Source organism: Tardiphaga sp. 768_D3_N2_1, from assembly GCF_052076105.1.
GTDB lineage: Bacteria > Pseudomonadota > Alphaproteobacteria > Rhizobiales > Xanthobacteraceae > Tardiphaga.
Genome location: NZ_CP197245.1, coordinates 282,346 through 303,603 on the forward strand (window position 1 = coordinate 282,346; position 21,258 = coordinate 303,603).

At 62.1% G+C, this 21,258-nt stretch carries 23 protein-coding genes; 4 read left to right on the plus strand and 19 right to left on the minus strand.

The genetic code is table 11. The annotated features are described in order from the left end of the window. Nucleotides 1-18 precede the first annotated feature (18 nt). The 10 genes from tolB to AB8A27_RS01415 all read right to left on the minus strand — a co-directional run bounded on the left by tolB (nt 19) and on the right by AB8A27_RS01415 (nt 7,570). On the minus strand, nt 19-1,371 hold the full coding sequence (gene tolB / locus AB8A27_RS01370) for a Tol-Pal system beta propeller repeat protein TolB (protein ID WP_115034020.1): 1,353 nt from the start codon (nt 1,369-1,371) through the stop codon (nt 19-21). Between the two features lie 52 nt (nt 1,372-1,423). Further along, complete coding sequence (gene tolA / locus AB8A27_RS01375; RefSeq protein WP_441240350.1) at nt 1,424-2,467, minus strand: cell envelope integrity protein TolA; 1,044 nt, start codon at nt 2,465-2,467, stop codon at nt 1,424-1,426. A gap of 45 nt (nt 2,468-2,512) precedes the next feature. Continuing rightward, complete coding sequence (locus AB8A27_RS01380) at nt 2,513-2,986, minus strand: ExbD/TolR family protein (protein ID WP_092139176.1); 474 nt, start codon at nt 2,984-2,986, stop codon at nt 2,513-2,515. Between the two features lie 37 nt (nt 2,987-3,023). Next, nucleotides 3,024-3,737 carry a protein TolQ gene (tolQ, locus tag AB8A27_RS01385; RefSeq protein WP_092139178.1) on the minus strand — a complete coding sequence of 238 codons (714 nt, stop codon included), beginning with the start codon at nt 3,735-3,737 and terminating at the stop codon, nt 3,024-3,026. Nucleotides 3,738-4,125: 388 nt separating this feature from the next. Further along, nucleotides 4,126-4,593 carry a DUF2852 domain-containing protein gene (locus AB8A27_RS01390; RefSeq protein ID WP_441240351.1) on the minus strand — a complete coding sequence of 156 codons (468 nt, stop codon included), beginning with the start codon at nt 4,591-4,593 and terminating at the stop codon, nt 4,126-4,128. Nucleotides 4,594-4,700: 107 nt separating this feature from the next. Next, a complete protein-coding gene (locus AB8A27_RS01395; RefSeq protein WP_441240352.1) occupies nt 4,701-5,405 on the minus strand; it encodes a TetR/AcrR family transcriptional regulator in 705 nt (234 codons plus the stop codon). Between the two features lie 163 nt (nt 5,406-5,568). Then, on the minus strand, nt 5,569-5,994 hold the full coding sequence (locus tag AB8A27_RS01400) for a YciI family protein (RefSeq protein ID WP_089261981.1): 426 nt from the start codon (nt 5,992-5,994) through the stop codon (nt 5,569-5,571). 43 nt (nt 5,995-6,037) lie between these two features. Continuing rightward, entirely contained in the window at nt 6,038-6,454 is a 417-nt protein-coding gene (locus AB8A27_RS01405; protein WP_441240353.1) for a YciI family protein, read from the minus strand. 97 nt (nt 6,455-6,551) lie between these two features. Further along, nucleotides 6,552-6,917 (minus strand): nuclear transport factor 2 family protein, encoded by a 366-nt coding sequence (locus tag AB8A27_RS01410; protein ID WP_441240354.1) that lies wholly within the window; start codon nt 6,915-6,917, stop codon nt 6,552-6,554. A gap of 5 nt (nt 6,918-6,922) precedes the next feature. Further along, on the minus strand, nt 6,923-7,570 hold the full coding sequence (locus tag AB8A27_RS01415) for a glutathione S-transferase family protein (RefSeq protein WP_441240355.1): 648 nt from the start codon (nt 7,568-7,570) through the stop codon (nt 6,923-6,925). Nucleotides 7,571-7,899: 329 nt separating this feature from the next. On the opposite strand from AB8A27_RS01415, the gene AB8A27_RS01420 reads away from it, so the two are divergent. The 3 genes from AB8A27_RS01420 (at nt 7,900) to AB8A27_RS01430 (ending at nt 13,406) form a co-directional block, all read left to right on the plus strand. After that, nucleotides 7,900-10,074 (plus strand): TonB-dependent siderophore receptor, encoded by a 2,175-nt coding sequence (locus AB8A27_RS01420; RefSeq protein ID WP_441240356.1) that lies wholly within the window; start codon nt 7,900-7,902, stop codon nt 10,072-10,074. A gap of 71 nt (nt 10,075-10,145) precedes the next feature. Next, nucleotides 10,146-10,973, plus strand: coding sequence for an SDR family NAD(P)-dependent oxidoreductase (locus tag AB8A27_RS01425; protein WP_441240357.1), 828 nt, complete (start codon nt 10,146-10,148; stop codon nt 10,971-10,973). A 183-nt stretch (nt 10,974-11,156) separates the two neighbouring features. After that, nucleotides 11,157-13,406, plus strand: coding sequence for a TonB-dependent siderophore receptor (locus tag AB8A27_RS01430; protein ID WP_441240358.1), 2,250 nt, complete (start codon nt 11,157-11,159; stop codon nt 13,404-13,406). A 33-nt stretch (nt 13,407-13,439) separates the two neighbouring features. Here the strand turns inward: AB8A27_RS01430 and AB8A27_RS01435 are convergent, their stop codons facing one another. From AB8A27_RS01435 to AB8A27_RS01465, 7 genes are all read right to left on the minus strand, one after another. Beyond that, nucleotides 13,440-13,913 (minus strand): anthrone oxygenase family protein, encoded by a 474-nt coding sequence (locus AB8A27_RS01435; RefSeq protein WP_441240359.1) that lies wholly within the window; start codon nt 13,911-13,913, stop codon nt 13,440-13,442. 49 nt (nt 13,914-13,962) lie between these two features. After that, nucleotides 13,963-15,162: a multidrug effflux MFS transporter gene (locus tag AB8A27_RS01440; protein WP_441240360.1), complete on the minus strand. Its 1,200-nt coding sequence runs from the start codon at nt 15,160-15,162 to the stop codon at nt 13,963-13,965. 270 nt (nt 15,163-15,432) lie between these two features. After that, the gene (locus AB8A27_RS01445) at nt 15,433-15,840 is read right to left on the minus strand and encodes a VOC family protein (protein ID WP_092139195.1); all 408 of its coding nucleotides are present in this window, start codon (nt 15,838-15,840) and stop codon (nt 15,433-15,435) included. Between the two features lie 15 nt (nt 15,841-15,855). After that, nucleotides 15,856-16,257: a DoxX family protein gene (locus tag AB8A27_RS01450; protein ID WP_441240361.1), complete on the minus strand. Its 402-nt coding sequence runs from the start codon at nt 16,255-16,257 to the stop codon at nt 15,856-15,858. Between the two features lie 78 nt (nt 16,258-16,335). Next, nucleotides 16,336-17,631 carry an RNA polymerase sigma factor gene (locus AB8A27_RS01455; RefSeq protein ID WP_441240362.1) on the minus strand — a complete coding sequence of 432 codons (1,296 nt, stop codon included), beginning with the start codon at nt 17,629-17,631 and terminating at the stop codon, nt 16,336-16,338. Then, a complete protein-coding gene (locus tag AB8A27_RS01460) occupies nt 17,628-17,993 on the minus strand; it encodes a YciI family protein (protein WP_092139199.1) in 366 nt (121 codons plus the stop codon). The genes AB8A27_RS01455 and AB8A27_RS01460 overlap by 4 nt, the downstream gene beginning before the upstream one ends. 121 nt (nt 17,994-18,114) lie before the next feature. After that, nucleotides 18,115-18,774 carry a TetR/AcrR family transcriptional regulator gene (locus AB8A27_RS01465; protein WP_441240363.1) on the minus strand — a complete coding sequence of 220 codons (660 nt, stop codon included), beginning with the start codon at nt 18,772-18,774 and terminating at the stop codon, nt 18,115-18,117. 99 nt (nt 18,775-18,873) lie between these two features. On the opposite strand from AB8A27_RS01465, the gene AB8A27_RS01470 reads away from it, so the two are divergent. Next, nucleotides 18,874-19,524, plus strand: a complete 651-nt coding sequence (locus AB8A27_RS01470; protein ID WP_441240364.1) for a glutathione binding-like protein — start codon at nt 18,874-18,876, stop codon at nt 19,522-19,524. Here AB8A27_RS01470 and phnE (AB8A27_RS01475) read toward each other — a convergent pair whose 3' ends face one another. Further along, the gene (gene phnE, locus AB8A27_RS01475; RefSeq protein ID WP_441240365.1) at nt 19,525-20,373 is read right to left on the minus strand and encodes a phosphonate ABC transporter, permease protein PhnE; all 849 of its coding nucleotides are present in this window, start codon (nt 20,371-20,373) and stop codon (nt 19,525-19,527) included. After that, nucleotides 20,370-21,254: a phosphonate ABC transporter, permease protein PhnE gene (gene phnE, locus AB8A27_RS01480; protein WP_441240366.1), complete on the minus strand. Its 885-nt coding sequence runs from the start codon at nt 21,252-21,254 to the stop codon at nt 20,370-20,372. Before phnE (AB8A27_RS01480) ends, phnE (AB8A27_RS01475) begins: the two co-directional genes overlap by 4 nt. Between the last annotated feature and the right edge of the window lie 4 nt (nt 21,255-21,258).

Here is a 21,258-nt window from a genome sequence, read left to right on the forward strand (position 1 = left end):
TCGCCGCCAATCATTTGTTTACGATAACAATGGCGACCAGGCCGGGTCGGACGCAAAGCCCGGTGTCGGGACCTTGAGTTCATTGCGGCCGGACACGTCGACCGTAAAGAGCGATGGCCCCGCTCCCGTATCGCGGAAGAACATGATCACGCGACCGTTCGGCGCGAAGGTCGGACCTTCGTTGTGATAGCCCGACGTCAGCAGACGCTCGCCGGACCCGTCCGGCTTCATGATGCCGATCGAGAACTGTCCGCCGCCCTGCTTGGTGAAGGCGATGTAGTCGCCGCGCGGCGACCAGACCGGGGTCGAGTAGCTGCCTTCGCCGAACGAGATGCGCTGGGCACCGCCACCATTGGCGCTCATCACATAGATCTGCGGCTTGCCGCCGCGATCCGACTCGAAGCAGATCTTCGAGCCATCCGGCGCATAGGACGGCGAGGTGTCGATCGCCGGGGTGTCGGTGAGGCGCGTCGTCGACTTGGAGCGCAGGTCCATGACGAACAGGTTGGAATTGCCGCCCTGCTGCAGGCTCATGATGACGCGCTGGCCATCCGGCGAGAAACGCGGCGAGAACGACATGCCGGGGAAGTTGCCAACGATTTCGCGCTGACCGGTCTCGATGTTGAACAGATAAACCTTGGGATCGCCCTGGCCGAATTCCATATAGGTAATCTCTTGCGTGGACGGCGAGAACCGCGGCGTCAGCACGAGATCCGCTCCGCGGGTCAGGTAGCGCACATTGGCGCCGTCCTGATCCATCAGAGCCAATCGCTTGACGCGGCGCTCCTTGGAGCCGGTCTCGTCAACGAAGACCACGCGGCTGTCGAAATAGCCCTTTTCGCCGGTCAGACGCTCATAAATCTGGTCCGAGATGATATGGGCGATGCGGCGCCAGTATTCCGGCGACGTGAAATACTGCTGGCCGGCGAGCTGCTGACCGGTGGCGACGTCCCACAGCCGGAATTCGGCTTTGAGACGGCCATCACCCTGACGGGTCATGCGGCCGGTAACCAGCGCCTGCGCGTTGACGGTCTTCCAGTTCACGAAGTTCGGCGGCGCGTCGATGTTTACCGACTTCTCGACGAAGGCCGCCGGATCGATCGGCGCGAACAGGCCGCTGCGCTTCAGGTTGTTGGTAATGACCTGCGAGACGCCAACGCTCACTTCATTGTCTGCGCCGGTGCCCGCCGAGAAATTGGGGATCGCGATCGGCAGCGGCGCCACATTGCCTTCAGTGATCTGCACGCGTGCCTGCCCGAATGCAGTGCGCGCGCCGGTGCCCATCAAGAGGCCTGTCGATGCCATTCCGGTGATGATCTGTCGGCGGCTCGGGCGAAACAACATCGGGGGCAATCCATTCTTGTCAGTCATTATTGCGGACTTTGCTCGGTATTCGTGATCGTCAACTTCGAGGTTGACGTGCTCATGACCGTCGTTCGGTGAAAACGGGTTCAAAAAACTTCCACTCTTCGAAAAACGCTGCAGGCAGTTTATACGGCGCGCATTCGATAATCGCGCGCAAGGCGCTCTCCTGATAGACGCGGAAATAGGGCGTTGATGGATTGCTAATGCCAACCGGCGTCGTTTCCAGAGAACCGTCACGCTTCAGCTTGATACTGAAAACCGACTCGATCATCTGCGCCTCGACGCCGCCATAGGGCTTCTTCCAGCAGCGTTCGACCTGCGACTTGAACATCGCGCCCCAGGTAGCAACGTTGTTGCTTGCATTACCCTTCGAGAGGCCTAGCGCCTCGTTCGGATTAAGGTCGGATCCCGTCACCGAATGGCGCGTCGGATCGCGCTTGTCGATCAGCGCCGCGATCTTCGACTGGTCGAACACGCGCTCGGCTTTCTTGGCTTCCGCCTGAGCCTTTGCTTCGGCCTTGGCTTTCGCTTCAGCGTCCGCCTTGGCTTTCGCCTCAGCTTTGGCTTTAGCCTCTGCTTTTGCCTTGGCCTGAGCTTCCGCTTTTGCCTTCGCATCCGCCTGGGCCTTGGCGTCCGCCTCGGCCTTCGCGTCTGCCATAGCTTCTGCTTTGGCATCGGCAACCGCCTTGGCCTCGGCTGCTGCCTTGGCTTTCGCGTCTGCCGCAGCTTTCGCTTCAGCCGCCTTCGCTGCCGCCTCGGCTTTCGCTGCGGCCTCGGCTGCTGCCTTGTCCTCGGTCTTCGGCTGTTCCTTCGGCGCCACCTCGGTAATCACCGGAGCCTTCTTGTCGTCGATCTTGCCGACCGCATCTTCGACCGGCGGCTTGGCCTCGGCGACCTTCTCGACCTTCGGCTTCGGATTTTCCTTCTTGCCGGTCTTCGCGCCGGCCATGGCTTTTGCCAACTGATCGTCGGAGATCACGTCAACGGCGACGGAATCCTCCGGCATCACTTCGAGCGCCTTGGACGAGAACGTGAGAAGTCCCCACCCGATCACGATCACGTGCAAGGCCACCGATGCAATGAGTGTCTTGTCGACCTTCACGATCAGATTTCCCGTCCTGCCCCTGCTGGTGCCTGCATCATGATCTTACGTCCCCTGCTCCGGCAGGATCACGATATTGGCCTTGAACCCGGCGGCGCGGACCGTGCCGAGCAATTTCATCATGTCCGTGTAGCAAACGTCCCGGTCGCCACGGAGAAACACGGTGTTGTCGGTTTCCGAACGCGTGGCACGGATCGCAGTGATTTTGGTCGCCAGTTCGCTCGCCGGAACCAGGGCGTCGCCGACATAGGTCTCGACTGCCGAATTGCAGCCGCCGCCGGTGCGCTTCACCGAAACAGTCAGCGGCGGCGTATTCTGCGACATCGACTTGCCACCGCTGGCGATCGGCAGATCGATATCGATGGTCGAGGTCATCAGCGGCGCCGACACCATGAAGATGATCATCAACACGAGCATGACGTCGACCATCGGGGTGACGTTGATCTCGGCCATGACAGCAGCACGCCGGCGCCCGCGCCGACCTCCGCCACCACCGCCCGAGCCCATATTCATCCCCATGACCGGATGCTCACTTCAAGGTTCAATGCATCAGCCATCAGGCGCGCTCGTCGATCTGGCGCGACAGGATCGCTGAAAACTCGTCCGCAAACCCCTCCAGGCGCTGGGCCTGTTTGTTCACTTCTGACGTGAATTTATTGTAGAAAATAGTCGCCGGGATGGCAGCGATAAGGCCGATGGCGGTGGCAAACAGCGCTTCCGCGATGCCCGGGGCGACCACCGCGAGCGACGTGTTCTTCGAGGCGGCAATCGCCTGGAAGCTCGACATAATGCCCCAGACGGTGCCGAACAGACCGACGAAGGGGCCGGCCGAACCGACGGTCGCCAGCACCAGAAGCCGGCGCTCGAGGCGTTCGACCTCGCGGGCGATGGAGACGTTCATCACCTTGTCGATCCGCATCTGCAGACCGGTGAAGGAGCGTGCCTGGCTTTCGAACGACCGCTTCCACTCGCGCATGGCCGCGACGAAACACGCCGCCATCGACTGCGTCGGCTTGGCGGAGAGCGCACGATACAGATCCTCGATGGACTCGCCGGACCAGAAGGCCTGCTCGAACCGGTCCATGGCGCGACGGGTGCGCGAATACAGGAAAATCTTGTCGATCGCGATCGCCCAGACCCACACCGAACAGCCCAGCAGTCCCAGCATGACCGCTTTCACGATCCAGTGCGCCTGCAGGAACAGCGCGATCAGCGAAACGTCGGATGAAGCCAGCGGCAGGGCTGACTGCGCCACATCGGCCGGATTCATGAACGGTATCCTCTCAACGCAAAAATCCTCAATTTGCCAGCGACTTGCTCATCGCTGGTGTCGCGGCCACGCATCGCGCGCGGCGCGGAACGCCAGTGCAATGTTCTTGTTGTGTCGCATGGAGGGCTTGTCCGAAGCCGAGCCCTAAATTCCCTGCCAACATGTCAAAACAAGGGCTTGCACGCGTTTCTGCGGCTTTTACCAGACGCCAGGCATGGTTAATGCGGAGTTACCAAAGCGTGTTTTGGCCGAGAAATGAAGCGGTATTCGCTTGTTCGTGAAGGGCCCGTGACAAAGCAAAACCGCCCGCCTGAACGATCAGGCGGGCGGCGATGTCGGCATCGGGCGAAGGGGGCGTTATCGCCTGACGCCAATCAGTTCCGGGCTGTTAGCCCTGCGGCTGATTGTTATCTGACGGCGGGGTCGGCTTCGGGCGGTGCTGCGCCATGAACGCGTCGAACTCTTCCTTGTCCTTGGCGTGACGCAGGCGATCGAGGAAGTTCTTGAATTCGTGCTGCTCTTCCTCAAGGCGGCGCAGGGTTTCGACGCGGTATTCGTCGAAAGCGCGGTTGCCGGAGGTCGGCTGGCCGAAGCCGAAGCCATGACGCTCCATGCGGTTGCGCATGCGCTCCATCTTGTACTGCATCCGCTCCATCTTGTTCTCGAAACGGCCGTTACGATCCCAGCAACCCATTTTTCTGCTCCCGAGTGTGAAGAAGAGAAGTGCGAGGCCAACCGGCCACCAGACGATAAAACCGAGCACGATCAGTATGATGTGCCATGGTGAGCGCATCTGGTAGGACACCCGATCATCGGCGGGCGGACCCCATCGATTGTAATCTGCAGCGTTGGCCATTTTCCTCTCCATCAGCAGCACGATGCCGCTTGTGAATGTAAATAACATTTACATACGTAAACCACAGCCAGATTTTGTCAAGGCGCCCGCAAGGGGAGCGCCGCGAATTATTTTGGGGCGGTTCCCCAGGGCCCTGATTTGGGCGCCGTCGATGTGTCGGACTTGTGGACGTTTTGGTCGGTTGGAAAGCCCAGTCCGCGCAAATAAATCAGCGCACCGGCCTCCAGCAGGTCGTCCGGCGACATCGGCAATTTGCGCCGCGCGGCATCGCCGCGGCCGAACAACGAGGCCACGCCGTGCGACAGCGACCAGATATGCAGCGCCATCATCATCGCCGGCGGACGCGTCACACCCGGCGGCGTCAGCGCCGCCAGACGTTCGGCCGCGGCGCGTATGACGGCGAAGGCGCGTTCGCCCGCGGCGGCCAGTTCAGGGCTGGAATCTACGGGGATTCCCGACTCGAACATCGCCGAATAGAAGGCCGGCTCGGTGCGGGCGAAGTTCAGATACGCCTTGCCGATCCGCTCGAAGGCCGTGACTGTATCCGGCCGCCCGTCATCCCAGGCTGCGGTCAGCACCTGCTCGAACTGCTCAAAGCCACGCTGCGCAATGCTGGCAAGGAGATCGTCGCGATCGCGAAAGTGGCGGTACGGTGCGGCGGCACTGACGCCGGCCGTGCGTGCGGCATCGGCGAAGGTGAAGCCCGCCGGCCCCTTCTCCGCAATCAGCCCGAGCGCCGCCTGCAGCAGCGCCTCTTTCAAGTTTCCGTGGTGATAGCCGCGCTCGCCGCGACGGTCCTTGTGCCAGCTCATGTGAATGGCTTTAACATGAGCTGGGCCAAAAGGTCACACCAAAACGGTGTGACCGGCGCAAATTCCCTCAGCAAATCAACGCCCGCCGCATGCGGAAATCCTGCGGCAGGCATGCGGCCATCCTGCGATACGAGTGTTTCATGCCCGTCGCAGTGATTTCGCCTCAGCCGAGCCGCTTCGCGGTGGTCTGCATCTCCTCGAATCCCGAGGCCACGGCCTGCACGTCCTCCGGATAATCGGCCATTTCCTGCACCTGGCGGATCTCGATCACCTCGTTGGGCGTCGCCGGGCAGCGACTAGCCCAGGCGATGGCCTCATCGCGCGAGGCAACGTCGATCATCCAGTAGCCGCCGAGCACTTCCTTGGACTCCGCGAACGGCCCATCGGTCACCACCGGCTTGCCGGATGGAAAGGATACCCGCGCGCCCATCGATGGCGGGTGCAGTCCGTCGCAGGTGATCAGCACGCCGGCGTCCATCAGCGCCTTGTTATAGGCCATCATCGCGGCGACGCGCTCGACATCCTCCGGCACGGTGCCCGGCGCCGCAGTTTCATAGCCGCCGGGGATCATCAGCATCATAAATCGCATGGTTGTGGTCCTCGTTGATCTCGATCCTCTTTGATCTCGTCGCTTATTTCCTGGCGGCTTGCGCGCGCAGGCGCTCTTCCTTCTCGCGCAACTCGGGCGTGAGGGCTTCGCCGAAATCCTCGGCCGCGAACACCTGACGGATCTCGATTTCGTCGCCGGCCGCGAACGGCGCGCGCTTCATCCACGCGATCGCCTCGTCCCTGGAGGCCACGTCGATCAGCCAGAAGCCGGCAATCAGATCGCGCGTCACATCGAATGGCCCCTGCTTCACCGTCGGCTCACTGCCGGTGAAGGTGATCCGCGCGCCTTTCGACGTCGGGTGCAACCCCTCGCCGGCCTGCATCACGCCGGCATTGCACATCTCCTCATTGAACTTGCCCATCGCGGTCAGCAGTTCCGTCGACGGCATCACGCCGGCTTCGGTGTCCTTGTTTGCATGCACGATCACCATGAAACGCATTTGTCGTTCTCCGTTTGAAGGTTTGACTGCAAATATGACGATTGGCTCTTTGCCTGACCGACAAGGGATATGAAATTATTTCAGAGGTCATGTGGCATTACGACGCCTGCTTCTGAAACACCCCATTCTTGTAACTCGCGCCGAAATACACATCGATCGACCTGATGCGATCGCCATCGAATCCGAACACCTCGGTATTGCGAAAGCTCTTGCCGTCCTTGGCGACGCAGCGATAGGTCACGAAAGCCGTATCGCCGTCGGCGGCGATACGTTCGAGATCGTGCTGCGCGATCCAGTCGGCGACACGCCAGCAGCGCGCAAAGTATGTCGTTTTGTCGATGGCATCGTCGAACGGGCTCGTGAACGTAAAATCATCGGTGAACGCGTCTTCGACGGCGGCGCGGTCGTTGCGCAGATAAGCTGCAAACAGGTCACGGATGATCCCGGCCTTGTCGGCACTCATGATGCTCACTCCTGTGGAAACATATGTGCGTACGGCTCTGCCTCCTTCACCACCCGCGCGAATGATGGACGCGTCAGCAGCCTGCCAAGATAGGCCGAGACGTTGCGATGCGCGTCTCCGAACGGATGCACCTTGTTCGCGTAATAGAGCGCCGGCGCGGCTGCACAGTCGGCGAGCGTGAACGCTGCGCCCATCGCCCACGCGTTCGTCGCCATCTGCTTGTCGATCATGCCATAGGACGTGGTGAGCTGCGCTCGCGCCATGGCGACCCCATGCGGATCCTTCTTGTCCGCCGGCACCAGACGGTCGCCGACGATCTTCTGGGTCGGCGTGTGCACATAGAGATCGTAAAAGCGATCGCGCAGCCGCATCTGCAAGCCAGCATCGCCATCCGGGATGAAACGGGTGCGGCCGGGGAAATGCCGGTCGAGATATTCGACGACGATGGAGGACTCCGGAACGACGGCGCCGCGCACATCGTCCTGCAGCACCGGGAATTTGCCGATCGGCCACAGTTTCAACAGCGCCGCGCGCTCGGCCTCGTCGCCGAGATTGACCATATGCGGCGTAAACGGCGTGTCGTTCTCGTAGAGAGCGACCAGCGTCTTCCAGCAATAGGACGACAGCGGATGATAGTGGAGCGTGAGTGACATGGTTCCTCCTGTCAGGTCTGCAAGATGCATCGCCGGCGCATGGGCACCGACGATGCCGTCACTCAAGGACGAATGGGCTTTGCAGTTCCCGACATGCCATGGCCCTTTCTCGATGCAGAGGAAGCAGAATTCATGCAGGAGGGCCGACGGAACCATACAGATTTGAAAAGTAGAACGATACTAAGCGGGGGCCCTGTGGAAACGGCCATTTACCGTTCACACCAGCTCACGCGCGCGTTACCGACTTAGCTGAAAATTAGCTAAGGAGCGTAAGCGTGGCCATTTCCCAAACCTCACAGCGACTCTTCGGAGCGTCTATCGCAGTTCTTATGACCTTCGCGATCGCAGCTCCGGCACAGGCGCAGAGCCAGCTTCCGCCCGTCGTTGTCGAGCAGTCCAAACCGCGTGCCACGCCGGCACGTCCGCAGCGTTCGCAGGCGGCGCGGTCATCGGCCAGCCGTCGGACTGCGTCCCGGGGATCGACAGCGCCCGCCACCACGCCGGCTGCCGCAGTCTTTGAATCCGGCACCGGCCCTGTGCGAGGCTATCTCGCCGGGCAGAGCACCACCGGCATGAAGACCGACACGCCGCTGCGCGAAACCGCGCAATCGATCTCGGTGGTGACCGCTGACCGCATGACCGATCAAGGCGTGACCAATATCCAGGAAGCGCTGCGCTATGTGCCCGGCGTGTTCGCCGATGCCTATGGCATGGATTCACGCGGCGACTATCCGCGCATCCGTGGTCAGGACCCCAACATCTTCCTTGACGGCACCCGCGTGGTGAACAGCTACAAGTTCAGCGAATGGCGGCAAGACCCCTATATGCTGGAGCGCGTCGAGGTGTTTCGTGGGCCTTCCGTGCTGTATGGCGACACCTCGGTCGCCGGCCTGATCAACCTGATCTCGAAACGGCCGCGGGCAGACGGCTTCAATGAGATCGGCGTGCAGTTCGACAATTTCGGACGCAAGCAGATCCAGTTGGACACAACGGGTAAACTGACCAAAGACGGCGAATGGCTCTATCGTTTTGTCGGCGTGTTCCGGGACGGTCACTTGCAGACCGACTTCGCGCCGGACGACCGCATCCTGCTCGCCCCATCGCTCACCTGGCGGCCGACCACGAACACCAACTGGACCGTTCAGGGCTTCTATCAGAAAGACAAGTCGAGCACGGCGACCAGCTTCCTTCCGCATGAAGGCATGCTCTATCCCGGCCCCAACGGCTTGATCCCCATCACCCGTTTCGCCGGCTATCCCGGCTACGATCTGTACCAGACCGAAACCGCCGCCATCGGCAGCATCTTCGAGCATTATTTCAACGACGCCGTGAAATTCACGCAGAACCTGCGCTACGCCCATGTCGAAGGCATCTACCGCACCGGCTATTCGGACAGCTTCTCGAACCCCGCCGATCCCTTCCTGGATCCCGAGCGGCGGACGGTGGCGCGCTTCATCTCCAATCAGGAGACGATCCGCGACCAGCTCACCATGGACAACAATCTCCAATTCAAGTTCCTCACCGGTCCGGTCAGCCACAAGGTGCTGGTGGGTGCCGACTATCGCGAGATCAACGAACGCAGTCGCACCGGCGGCGGCTTTGATCCGACACCGTTCGATCTCTATTCGCCGGTTTACACCACAACCATCGCACCCGAACTGTTCGACGATCCCCGCGTGCGCCAGAACCAGCTCGGCCTCTATGCACAGGATCAGCTCCGCTACGGTCCATGGCTCGCCACGCTTGGCATCCGGCAGGACTTCGTCGGCAACCGTGTCACCGGCAGCCCTGACGAGGACACGCGGGCGACAACCGGGCGCGCCAGCCTGATGTATGAGACGCCGGTTGGCTTCAATCCCTATGTGACCTATGCGACCTCGTTCAATCCGGTGTTCGGCGCCAACGTCTGTGCCGATATCTGCAAGGCGCAGCGCGGCGAGATCTATGAGGTCGGCTTCAAGTACAATCCATTCCCTGGCACCGCGATCAACGGCGCGATCTTCGACACCGTCGAGAAAAACCGTCTCGCCTCTGACCCGACCAATCCGCTGATCTCGATTCAGACCGGTCAGGTCCGTATCCGCGGCGCGGAGCTGGAAGTCATCACCAAGGTCACGCCGGATCTCAATCTGATCGGCGCCTATACCTATCTCGATGCCAAGGTCGAGAGCGGCGACAATGCCGGCAAGCATATCGAGACTGTGCCGGAGCAACAGGCTTCGCTCTGGGGCACCTATCGGCTGACCGCGCTCGGCCTGCGCGAGGTCACCATTGGCAGCGGCGTGCGCTACATCGGCGTCTCCTGGGACGGCACCGACACGCTGCAGACGCCGGATTACACGCTGTTCGATGCGATGATCAAATACGAGACCGGTCCGTGGCGGCTGCAGATCAATGCCACCAACCTCGCCGACAAGCGCCACATGACCACCTGCCTTGCCCGCGGCGATTGCTTCCCGGGCATGGGGCGTACGGTGCTGGGCTCCGCGACCTATCGATTCTGAGCTCTGCCGTCACCTGATCGCAGAACGGTCGGGCTTGTCCCGGCCGTTCTCGTTCTCTAAACAGCCCTGCAATGATCAAGACGACAGGGCAGGACATGACCAAGGCTGACGGCAAGGAACAGATTCGCAAGGTTGCACTCGTCACCGGCGCCGCACGCGGCATTGGCCTTGCCGTGGCCAAGCGCTTTCTCGGCGAGGGCTATCGCGTCGCGCTGCTGGATATCGAGCGCGAGCTGCTGGACGCCAGCGTCAAGGCGCTGAGCGATCCAGACAACACGCTGGCGCTGCATACGGATGTCTCCGACGCCGCGGCTGTCGATCAAGCCTTTGCCGCCACGCAGGCCCGCTTCGGCCGGCTCGATGCGCTGGTCAACAATGCCGGCATCGCGAATTTCAAGCCTCTGCTCGAGACGACGCTGGAGGAATGGGAACGCATCATGGCGGTGAATCTCACCGGCCCGTTCCTGTGCACCAAGGCCGCGGCACCCTTGATGCGCGAGCACGGGGGCGGCGCCATCGTCAACATCGCCTCGATCTCGGCGCTGCGCGCGTCCACGCTGCGCGTCGCCTACGGCACCAGCAAGGCCGGCATCGTTCACTTCACCAAGCAGTCCGCGGTCGAACTGGCGCTGCTCGGCATCCGCGTCAATGCGGTGGCGCCGGGCCCGGTGGAAACCGCGATGGCCAAGGCCGTGCACACGCCGGCGATCCGCGCCGATTATCACGATGCGATTCCGCTGAATCGTTATGGCGGCGAGGACGAACTCGCGGATGCGATCTTCTTCCTGTGCAGCGACCGGTCGAGCTACATCACCGGCCAGATGCTGGCGGTCGACGGCGGTTTCGACGCCACGGGCATCGGCCTGCCGACGCTGCGGCGCGAGGGCATCAACGGCTAGCGAAGATCAACGCCCGGATGACGTGCAGCATCATCCGGATTGCACGGTTGCAGGCTCCTTCGTGCACATCCGCCACCTTAGAGAAATAATAGTTCCAGACTAAATGTATGACGCGCCGGACGTCTTCCGGGTACGTCGCTGCGTGATAAGTCGCCTGCACCACTTGGTAATGGGGTGCGGGCAATGACATTCAAATCTTCCACATATCTGGGATGGCTGGCCGGGACGGCGCTGCCGATGCTGGCGCTGATCACGACGCCATCGCAGGCGCAATCGCCGCAAGGCAGCACCGCATTGCCAGCCGTGGTGGTGGATCAACCCGTTCGACCGGCGGCGCGTGCGCGAGCGACCCGCACATCCACGGCGCGGTCGCGTGCAACGCGTCAAGCCGCGACGCGTAACAATGCGCCGGTTGCTGCTGCCACCGCGGCTCCCGGCGCTCGCGCGGAAACCGCCGCCGGCCCGGTGCAGGGCTATCTCGCCAATCGCGGCATGGGCGGCACCAAGACCGACACGCCACTCCGCGAGACGCCGCAGTCAATCTCGGTCGTGACCGCCGATCGCATCACCGACCAGGGCGGCCTGTCTGTCCAGGAAACCCTGCGCTATGTGCCGGGCGTGACTGCCGATCCGTTCGGCGGCGATGCCCGCGGCGACTACACGTTGGTCCGTGGCCAGGAGCCGAGCCGCTATCTCGACGGCATGCAGGGCTCGCGGCTCAGCCAGGTGCTGGAATGGCGCCGCGATCCCTACGCGCTCGAGCGCATCGAAGTGCTACGCGGGCCATCATCCGTGTTGTACGGCGGCTCGTCCACCGGCGGCGTGCTCAACGAAGTGTCGAAGCGCCCGCAGGCCGAATCCCGCAACGAGATCGGCGTGCAGTATGGTTCCTTCGACCGCAAGCAATTGCAGATGGACTCCACCGGCAAGCTGACCAAGGATGGCGAGTGGCTGTATCGCTTCGTCGGCGTGCTGCGCGACTCCAATTCGCAGGTCGACTATGTGCCGAATGACCGCATCCTGCTGGCGCCGTCGCTGACCTGGCGCCCGACCAATGACATCTCCTGGACCGTGCTTGGCAACTACCAGAAGGACAAGTCCAGCTCGTTCAGCGCTTTCCTGCCCATCGAAGGCGTGCTGAAGCCCGGCCCGAACGGCTTCATCCCGGTCAACCGCTTCGCCGGCGAACCGAATTACGATCGCTACAACATCACCACCGGCGGCGTCACCAGCCTCTACGAGCAGAGCTTCGGCGATGCGCTGAAGATCAAGCAGAGCTTCCGCTACAGCCACACCGACGGCGATTACGCCATCATGTACCCGGACCTGTATTCCAACCCGACCAATCCATTCCTCGATGCCGGCCGGCGTACCGTGCAGCGAATCTACTACGCCCGCCAGGCCGCGAAGGATGCCTTCACCTCCGACAGCAATGCCGAGATCAAGCTGCAGACCGGACCGGTGTCGCACAAGGTGCTGGTGGGCATCGACTATCTCGGCCTGCACGAGAAAACCCGCACCGGCACTGGCATCGATCCACGGCCGTTCGACCTGTATGCACCGGTCTATACCAGCTTCTCGGCGTCGCTGACCGGCGATCCGCAGGCGAAGCAGGGCCAGACCGGCTTCTATGCGCAGGACCAGATGCGGCTGGGGCCATGGCTGGCGCTGCTCGGCGTGCGGCAGGACTATGTCAGCTACAGTGTCGAGGGACTGCCCACCCAGAACGACAGGGCCACCACCGGCCGCGCCGCGCTGATGTACGAACTGCCGTTCGGCATCACACCCTATGTGTCCTGGGCGCAGTCGTTCAATCCGATTTTCGGTGCCGGCACCTGCGCCACATTCTGCAAACCGGTGCGCGGCGAGCAGTATGAGGTCGGCGTCAAGTACAATCCGTTCGCCGGCACAGCGATCAATGTCGCGTTTTACGACACCACCGAGAAGAACCGGCTGTCGGGCGACCCGTCCAATCCGATCTTCTCGATCCAGACCGGCCAGGTGCGGATCAAGGGCGCCGAACTGGAAGTGCTGACCAGCGTCACCCCCAATCTCGACCTGATCGGCGCCTACGCCTACACCGACGCGCGCATCGAGTCCGGTGACAATGCTGGCAAGCGCGTCGCCAGCGTGCCGCAGCAGCAGGCATCGTTGTGGGGAAAATATCGCCTGGCGTCGCTCGGCCTGCCTGACGTCACCGTCGGCGCCGGTGTGCGCTATATCGGCGAATCCTGGGACGGCATCGACGTGCTACGCACGCCCGACTACACGCTGTTCGATGCCATGATCCGCTGGGACAATGGCCCGTGGCGTCTGCAGTTCAATGCGACCAATATTGCCGACACCCGCAATATCGCCACCTGTCTGTCGTTCGGCGACTGCTTTTACGGCATGGGCCGCACGCTGCTGAGCACCGCGACGTATCGGTTCTGAGGCGAACCGGTACCCACTTCGCTCGAAAACGCTCTAGAGAACGCGCAGCCCCAGCATAAAAAAAGCCAGCGCGCCGATAGATGCCACCGTGCGCACGTGGTTCCAGCCGGTCCAGACCGACAGATAGCGTGTCCATAGACTTGCGGCCTCGGCGCTGTCGGCGGACGCGACTGCGAGCGCGTCATTCAGCGGCACGTTGAAGACAACGGTGACGAGGAAGGTGCCGACGGTATAGAGCATCGCCCCCGTGACGAGGTAGGGTGATGCCGGATGCGACCAGTTCAGCACCGCAATCACAGCGATGATGACGCTGAGCAGCACCGTGCCCATGAAAGCGATGAGGAACAGCGGACTGAGAATTGTGCTGTTGATCGACTGCATCGCAGCAATACCGGCCGGCGCCGGCAGCTTGCCGAGCGCGGTCATCACCGTGACCGAGAACACGAAAAACAACCCGGCCATCAGGCCAGAACCCATCGCCGCCGCAAATGTCAGACCGAACGACATTCGTCCCATCCTCACCTCGACCACGTTGGCGCGCAGCCTAGCAGCTTTACTACTCCGCGAGCTGCGGCGAAAGTTCGCGCGGGCGTAGCGTGGCGATACTGACGGCAAGCGCACCGACCGCCGTGCAGGCAATGGTCGCGACCATCGGCAGCGAGGTGCCGTCGAAGAATAGCCCGGATACGCCGATCATCACGCCGCCACTGACCATCTGCAGCGTGCCGCCCAGGGCGGAGGCGATGCCGGCGATAGGGCCATGGTTCTCCAGCGACAGCACCATGGTCGACGGGATCACGAGACCAAGGAAAGCGAAGGACACAAACAGCAGCGGAATCAGCAGGGCAAGGCTGGTGAAGCCGGCCAGTGTCAGCGCCAGCAGCACGACTGCGAAAAACGCATAGGCCGACACCGCCGCCATCACAACGCGGCCCATACCGAAACGCCCACCGAGGAAACCAGCAAATTGCGAGGCGCCGATGAAGCCAATGGCATTGACCGAGAAGGCCAGGCTGTATTCCGTCGGCGTCAGGCCGTAGTGCCCGATATAAACAAAAGACGATGTCGCGAGGAACGCGAAAAAGCTCGCCATGCCGAGGCCGCCGATGAAGGTGAGCCCGAGAAAGTGCCAGTCGCGCAGGAGTTCGCCGAAGCTGCCGAGCACATTGCGCACACTGCCCGAGATGCGCTCATGCGCAGGGCGCGTCTCCGGCAGCAACGAGGCCACCAACACAAGGGCAATGACGGCCGCGATGGTCGTTGCGACGAACACCGCGCGCCAGCCGAACGGCGCGATCAGCGCGCTGCCGCCGAGCGGCGCGAGGATTGGCGACACCGAGAAGACCAGCATCACCAGCGACATCAGTTTCGTCGCCTCGACGCCGGTGTGGAGGTCGCGAATGATGGCGCGCGGAATCACGCCCATGGCGGCGGCACCGAGACCCTGCACGAAGCGGAACGCGATCAACCAGGCCACACCCGACGCCAGTGCACAGCCGATCGAGCCGGCGATGAACAGCGTGAGACCCGCATAAAGCGGCGCCTTGCGGCCATAGACGTCGGATAGCGGACCGTAGGCGATCTGGCACAGGCCGAACGCGATGAAGAATGCGATCAGCGTCATCTGCGTCGCCGACGTCGTGGTGTGCAGGTCGGCCGTGATCGCCGGCAGCGCCGGCAGATACATGTCGATGGCGAAGGGGCCGACGGCAGAGAGCAGGCCGAGCACGACGGCGTTGCGGGTAAAGGCGGACATGGGATTTTCTTTTCTTGTTCAACGTGGCCGTAGCGCAGCTTTTGATCGCTGATCGTGACACGCCGGCTGGAATGAGGGGCAAGGTACGGCCTCTCACAACACCAATGATCTCTCGGGGCGCCTTGTAGCGGAAGTGAACCCCAGACGCCAATCAAGCGGTTGGCATTGTGCCCTGCCCTTTACCCGCGGCAAAGATGCGGCGACCTCTCCCCGCCTAGCGAAGCTTCGCTTCGCGGGATGCGGGGAGAGGTTAAGGAAGAAAGCCCACGCTTATTCAAACGCGCAATTGATCATCCAGGGCGCGCCGAATTTATCGACACACATGCCAAATCCCTTTGACCAGAACGTGGCGCCGAACGGCATCTTGATGGTGCCGCCCTCGGACAATGCCGCGAAGACCTTGGCGCCATCTGCAGCATCCTTGATCTGCAGACAGACCGACATGCCCTGCATCTTCTCGAAATAATCCGGCGGCGCGTCCGAAGCCATGATGACCGCGCCATCGACCGAGATCTGACCATGCAGCACCTTCTTGGCCATCGACGGCGGCATCTGTTCCGCCGCAGGCGAGCCTTCCACATGCATGATGACGTCGATCTTGGCGCCGATCGCTTTCACATAGAAATTGAGGGCCTCTTCGCAATTGCCGTTGTAGTGAAGATAGGGATTGACCTGCATCGTTCTTTCCTCCGGTTAAAGACTTTGGGGGCGGATCGGGATCATCGCGCGCAAATGGGGATCGCGCAGGTACAGCCCGCCCCATGCCATCACGCCGATGTAAAAGCCAAACAACAGATGCGTGAACAACGGGCTGTCGACGCGCAGATGCGTCGCCATCGCGCCACCGAGCAGCCCGGTGAGCAGGATCGCGCCGAGGATCGACGTTTGCGGCACCGCGTAGAGCAAGGCGCAGAGCAGCGTGATGATGCCCAGCAGACGCGCCTGATTGACGCTGCCGCTATAGCCGAGCAGCTGCATGGTCTCGGTGACCTCCTTGATCGGCACCAGCTTGATGCCGCCGTCCATGACCAGGAAGAGGATCACGAGGGCACTGAGAATGCGGCCTATCCAGAGTGAGGCACGGGAGTTGGGCATGAAATGGTCCTGCGGTTCGAATGGCAGTGTTGTCTCAAAGACGAACGGCGCGGGCACAATCCGACACAGCCATCAGAATTATTTCGGACCGGCTGCCTTGTTCTTGGCCTTGATCGCAACCTCCGCCTTGCTCTCCAGCATCAGCCGGTCGAGATGCATCCGGATGTGATCGGCCTCTGCCGACGTATTGGCCAGCGCGATGGCACGGTTGAAGCTCTCGCGGGCTTCGTCATTGCGGCCGAGCTGCATGAGATAAGCCCCCTGCACGCCGAAAAAGTGGAAGTAATTTGAAAGTTTCGCGGCCAGTGGCGCAATCATCTCCAGTGCCGCTTCGGCGCCGCGCACTTTCGACACCGCCACCGAGCGATTGAGCGTGATCACCGGCGACGGCTGCAGGATTTCCAGCGACCCATAAAGCAGTTCGATCTGCGCCCAGTCGGTATCTTCCGGCTTGGCCGCGCGGGCATGGAGCGCAGCAATGGCCGCCTGGATCTGATAGGCGCCGGTGCGGCGATGGCGCATCGCCTTGTCGATCAACGCCAGGCCTTCGGCGATCATCTTGCCGTTCCACAGTGTGCGGTCCTGATCGTCGAGCAACACCAGCGCACCATTGGCATCGAAGCGCGCCGCCGAGCGCGCGTATTGCAACAGCATCAACGCGACAAGGCCCATGATCTCCGGCTCGGCGGGAAACAGCTTGAGCAGCAGCCTCCCCAGGCGGATCGCCTCCTCGCACAACGGGGAGCGCAGATCGATGCTTTCACCTGACGCCGAATAGCCCTCGTTGAAGATCAGATAGAGCATGGCAGCCACGGCAGCGAGACGTTCGCTGCGCTCCGGCGCGCCGGGCGTCTCGAACGGCACATTGGCCTTGGCCACGGCAGATTTGGCGCGGGTGATGCGCTGTTCCATCGCGGCATCCGACACCAGAAAGGCACGGGCGATCTGCTTCACCGTCAGGCCCGAAACGATCCGCAATGCCAGCGCGATCTGTTGCGTCGCCGGGAGCTGCGGGTGGCAGCAGATGAACAGCAGCCGCAGGATATCGTCGCGATAATGCGAGCCGTCGAGACGCTCCGCCAGTTCGGCCTCGGCATCATCCAGATCGGAGATCGCATGGTCGTCGTCCGGCAGCGGCTGCTGCTTCGCGCCGCGGCGGATATCGTCAATGGCGACGTTGCGGCCAACCATGATGAGCCAGGCCGCTGCATCGCGCGGCGGACCGTTTTGCGGCCAGGTCTTCAGCGCGCGCAGGCAGGCGTTCTGGAAGGCCTCCTCCGCAGTGTCCAGATTGCGGAAATAGCGCAGCAGCGCGCCGAGCGCCTGGGGACGCGCCGAGGTCAGCGCCGCATCGATCCAGGCGACATCGGTCATGGCTGGAACGCTCCGTGGAAAACGCCAATGGGCCGGATCTCATAGGCGCCGCCGGGATTGGCACGGCCGAGGTCCTGCGCAATCTCCAGCGCGCCATCGAGATTTTCCGCCTCGACCACATAGAAGCCGAGCAACTGTTCCTTGGTTTCGGCGAAGGGGCCGTCCAGCACCACCGGCGGCTCGTCCTTGCGCAGCGTGGTCGCCGCAGTCGTCGGCAGCAGCCGCGCCACGGGGCCGAGCCGGCCCTGCTGCGCGAGCTTGCCGTGCACGACGGCGAGCTTCGCCATCACGGCGTCGTCTTCGTCCTTCGACCAGCCGCCGACAACGGCTTCATCATGGTAGCAGAGGATAGCGTACAGCATGGGGGCTCCTTGGATGAAAGACGGTCGGCACGGTGCGATGCCGACAGGTTAGCGGAAATTATTGTTGGGAGCGCGGCGAATGCTGAGCAGGTTCCGCAGACGCGTCAGCGTGCAGAACCGATCAAGCGACAGCCCGACACAGGATGCTGACCGCACCGTTGGCAATGGCCTGCAATTCGGTGCGGGGAACGCCAGCTCGGGCGCGAACCGCCAGCGAATATAACGTCGCGGACGCCATCTGCGAGAGCACGGCGATATCGGTCGCTTCAGGCAGCTCGCCACGCTTCACCGCAGTGCGGAAGCACCAGCCAAAAGCGTCATCGACATCCGCAAAGCCCTGATGGACGAGTGCACGAATCTCGGGATCGGCGATGGCGTCCGACGCCACCGTCATAACAGTAAAGCAGCCGCGCGGCTGTTCGCCCGACAGATAAATATCGAGCGCGACCGTGAAGAAGCGCCGTAACCGTTCGCGAATGTCGATATCGGCCTTGAAGATATCGACCATCGGCGCCGTGTAATCCTCGCGGTAGCGCTGGTAGCTCTTGATATAGAGCGCGCGTTTGTCGCCAAAGGCGCCATAGAGACTCGGCCGGTTCATACCAGTCACAGCACTGAGATCGTCGAGCGACGTCGCGGCATAACCATCCCTGCGAAACAGCGCCAGCGCCTGCCCCAGCGCCACGTCCGGCTCATAGGCGCGCGGCCTCCCCCGTCGCTTCGGCTCGGCAGGTAGCTCCGGCTTTGCTTCCACAACGGCGCTCTTCTTTTTTTGTACCATTTCGCACTAAATTCCTTGACCGGATTTATATTATGCGAAACAGTACGAAAATCAATCAACGGATCGACCGCAATGGTCCGTCAGCTCAAGGAGGCTTCCATGGATTTGTACTTCTCCCCGATGGCCTGTTCGATGGCGACACGTATCGCGCTGTATGAGGCAGAGGCCGGCAGTGCTGCGCAATTCCTCGAGGTCGATCCGCTGAGCAAGGAGGTCCGCAATGATGGTTCGGATTTCCGCAGCGTGAATCCGCTGGGGCTGGTGCCGACGCTGCGTACCGACGATGGCGTGATCCTCACCGAGAATGCCGCGATCCTGCAGCATGTCGCCGACTGGTTTCCACACTCTTCGATCGCGGCGGGCTCGGGCATCGACCGCAGCCTGCTGCAGCAGTGGCTCTGCTTCATCGGCACCGAACTGCACAAGGGATTTTTCGTCCCCCTGCTCGCCAAGAAAGCGCCGGCCGAGATGAAGGCCTATACGCTGCAGAACGGCCAGTCGCGACTGACCTATCTCGAGAACCATCTCACCGGCCGTGAGTTCCTGCTCGACAGGTTCAGCGTCGCCGATGCGTATCTGGTGACAGTGCTGAACTGGACGATGGTGTTGCCGGAGGTCGATCTGAACAATTGGCCGGCGATCAAGGCCTATCACAAGCGCCTGCGTGAGCGGCCCAGCATCCTGCGCGCGATCACCGAAGAGTTCGAGCTGTTCAAGGCCGAGCAGGAGCGCCACAAGGCGGCGGCGTGATTACGCCACCGCGCGGCGGCCGATGATGGCAAAGCGCAGTCGGCTGGAAATCCAGTCGATTGCCGCCACCGCGACCAGGATCATCAGGATCAGGAAGGACACTTTCTGCCATTCCAGCACGCGGATCTGTTCCGCGAGTTGCAATCCGATGCCACCCGCGCCGACGATGCCGATGATGGTGGCCGAGCGGGTGTTGGACTCAATGAAATACAGCACCTGACCGGCAATCACCGGCAGCACCTGCGGCATCAGGCCGAAGCGAATCTCATGCAGCGCGCCGCCGCCGGAGGCCCGAATGCCTTCGACCTGCTTCTTGTCGGCGGCCTCAATAGCCTCCGAAAACAATTTGCCGAACGCGCCGAAATCCGAAATAGCGATCGCCAGCACGCCGGCGAACGGACCGAGACCGACGACATTGATCCAGACCAGTGCCCAGATCAGCGTATCGACCCCGCGGATAGAATCCAGAAACCGCCGGACCGGAAAGCGCAGCCAGGCCGACGGAATGACGTTCCGTGCGGCGAGCAGACTGACCGGCAGCGCGAACACGGCTGCGAGGGTCGTGCCGAGCAGCGCAATCGACAGCGTCTCGCCCATCGCCTGCAGATAAGCAGACAGTGACGAGCCAGGATTCGGCGGGATCATCATCATGGTGATCCAGCCGAGTTCGCGCAGGCCGGTCCACATCCGCGCCGGCGAGAAATCGAGTTCATTGAGCCCGAAGACGAACAATGCCAACGCCGCGACCAGAATCGCGGGCACGCCAGCACGCGAGGCCATCGGGCGGTTGAAGACGTCAGGATAGCGTCCGCGCAACTCCTGAGTATCGATATCAGGCTGCCTGCTCATGATCTGGCTTCCTTGCCGAACAGACGGCCGCGCAACCAGCCAGTGGCGATGTCGATAATGAACACGGTGACGATGATCATCAGCAGGATCGCACTGACGTCCGAATAATAAAACTTTCTGACAGCAACGACGAGTTCCTGACCGATGCCGCCGGCGCCGACAAACCCCATCACGGAGGCGCCGCGCACATTGATCTCGAAGCGCAGCAACGTGTAGCTGGCAAAGCCTGCCACGACCTGCGGCAGCACTGCAAAGCGCATGCAGTCGATCCAGCCCGCGCCGGTCGAACGAATGCCTTCCACCGGCTTCATGTCGATATTCTCGACGATCTCGCCATAGAGCTTGCCAAGCGCCCCAACGCAATGGATCGCAATCGCCAGCACGCCGGCCATCGGGCCAAGGCCGAAGGCGATGACGAAGATCAGCGCGAACACGATATCCGGCACGGTGCGGCAGAATTCCATGAAGCGGCGCACGACAAAGCGCAGCGACGCTGAGGGCGCTGTGTTCTCGGCCACGAGAAAATTCAACCCGAAAGCCAGCACGGCACCGATCAGTGTGCCGACATAGCTGATCAGCACGGTCTCGCCGAGCAGCGACAGCCACTTCTTCCAGCCCCAGAACCATTCATTGACGTCGGTCCAGACCCGGGTGCCGGCTTCGAGCGTGAAGATGCGATCGAAATAGCTGCCGAAGTTTCCGATCTTCTCCACGAAGGTCCTGACATTGACCTCGGCACCCAATGCCGCGACGAAGAGCGCGGCGAAGCAAGCGACCACGACGAGCATCGTGCGCAAGCGCCGGCGCGCGACCGCCTTGCGGTAGGCGTCGTTCAGCGCAGCGAGCTGCGGAGCCGGAAGAATGGAAACGGTGGCGGACATGATG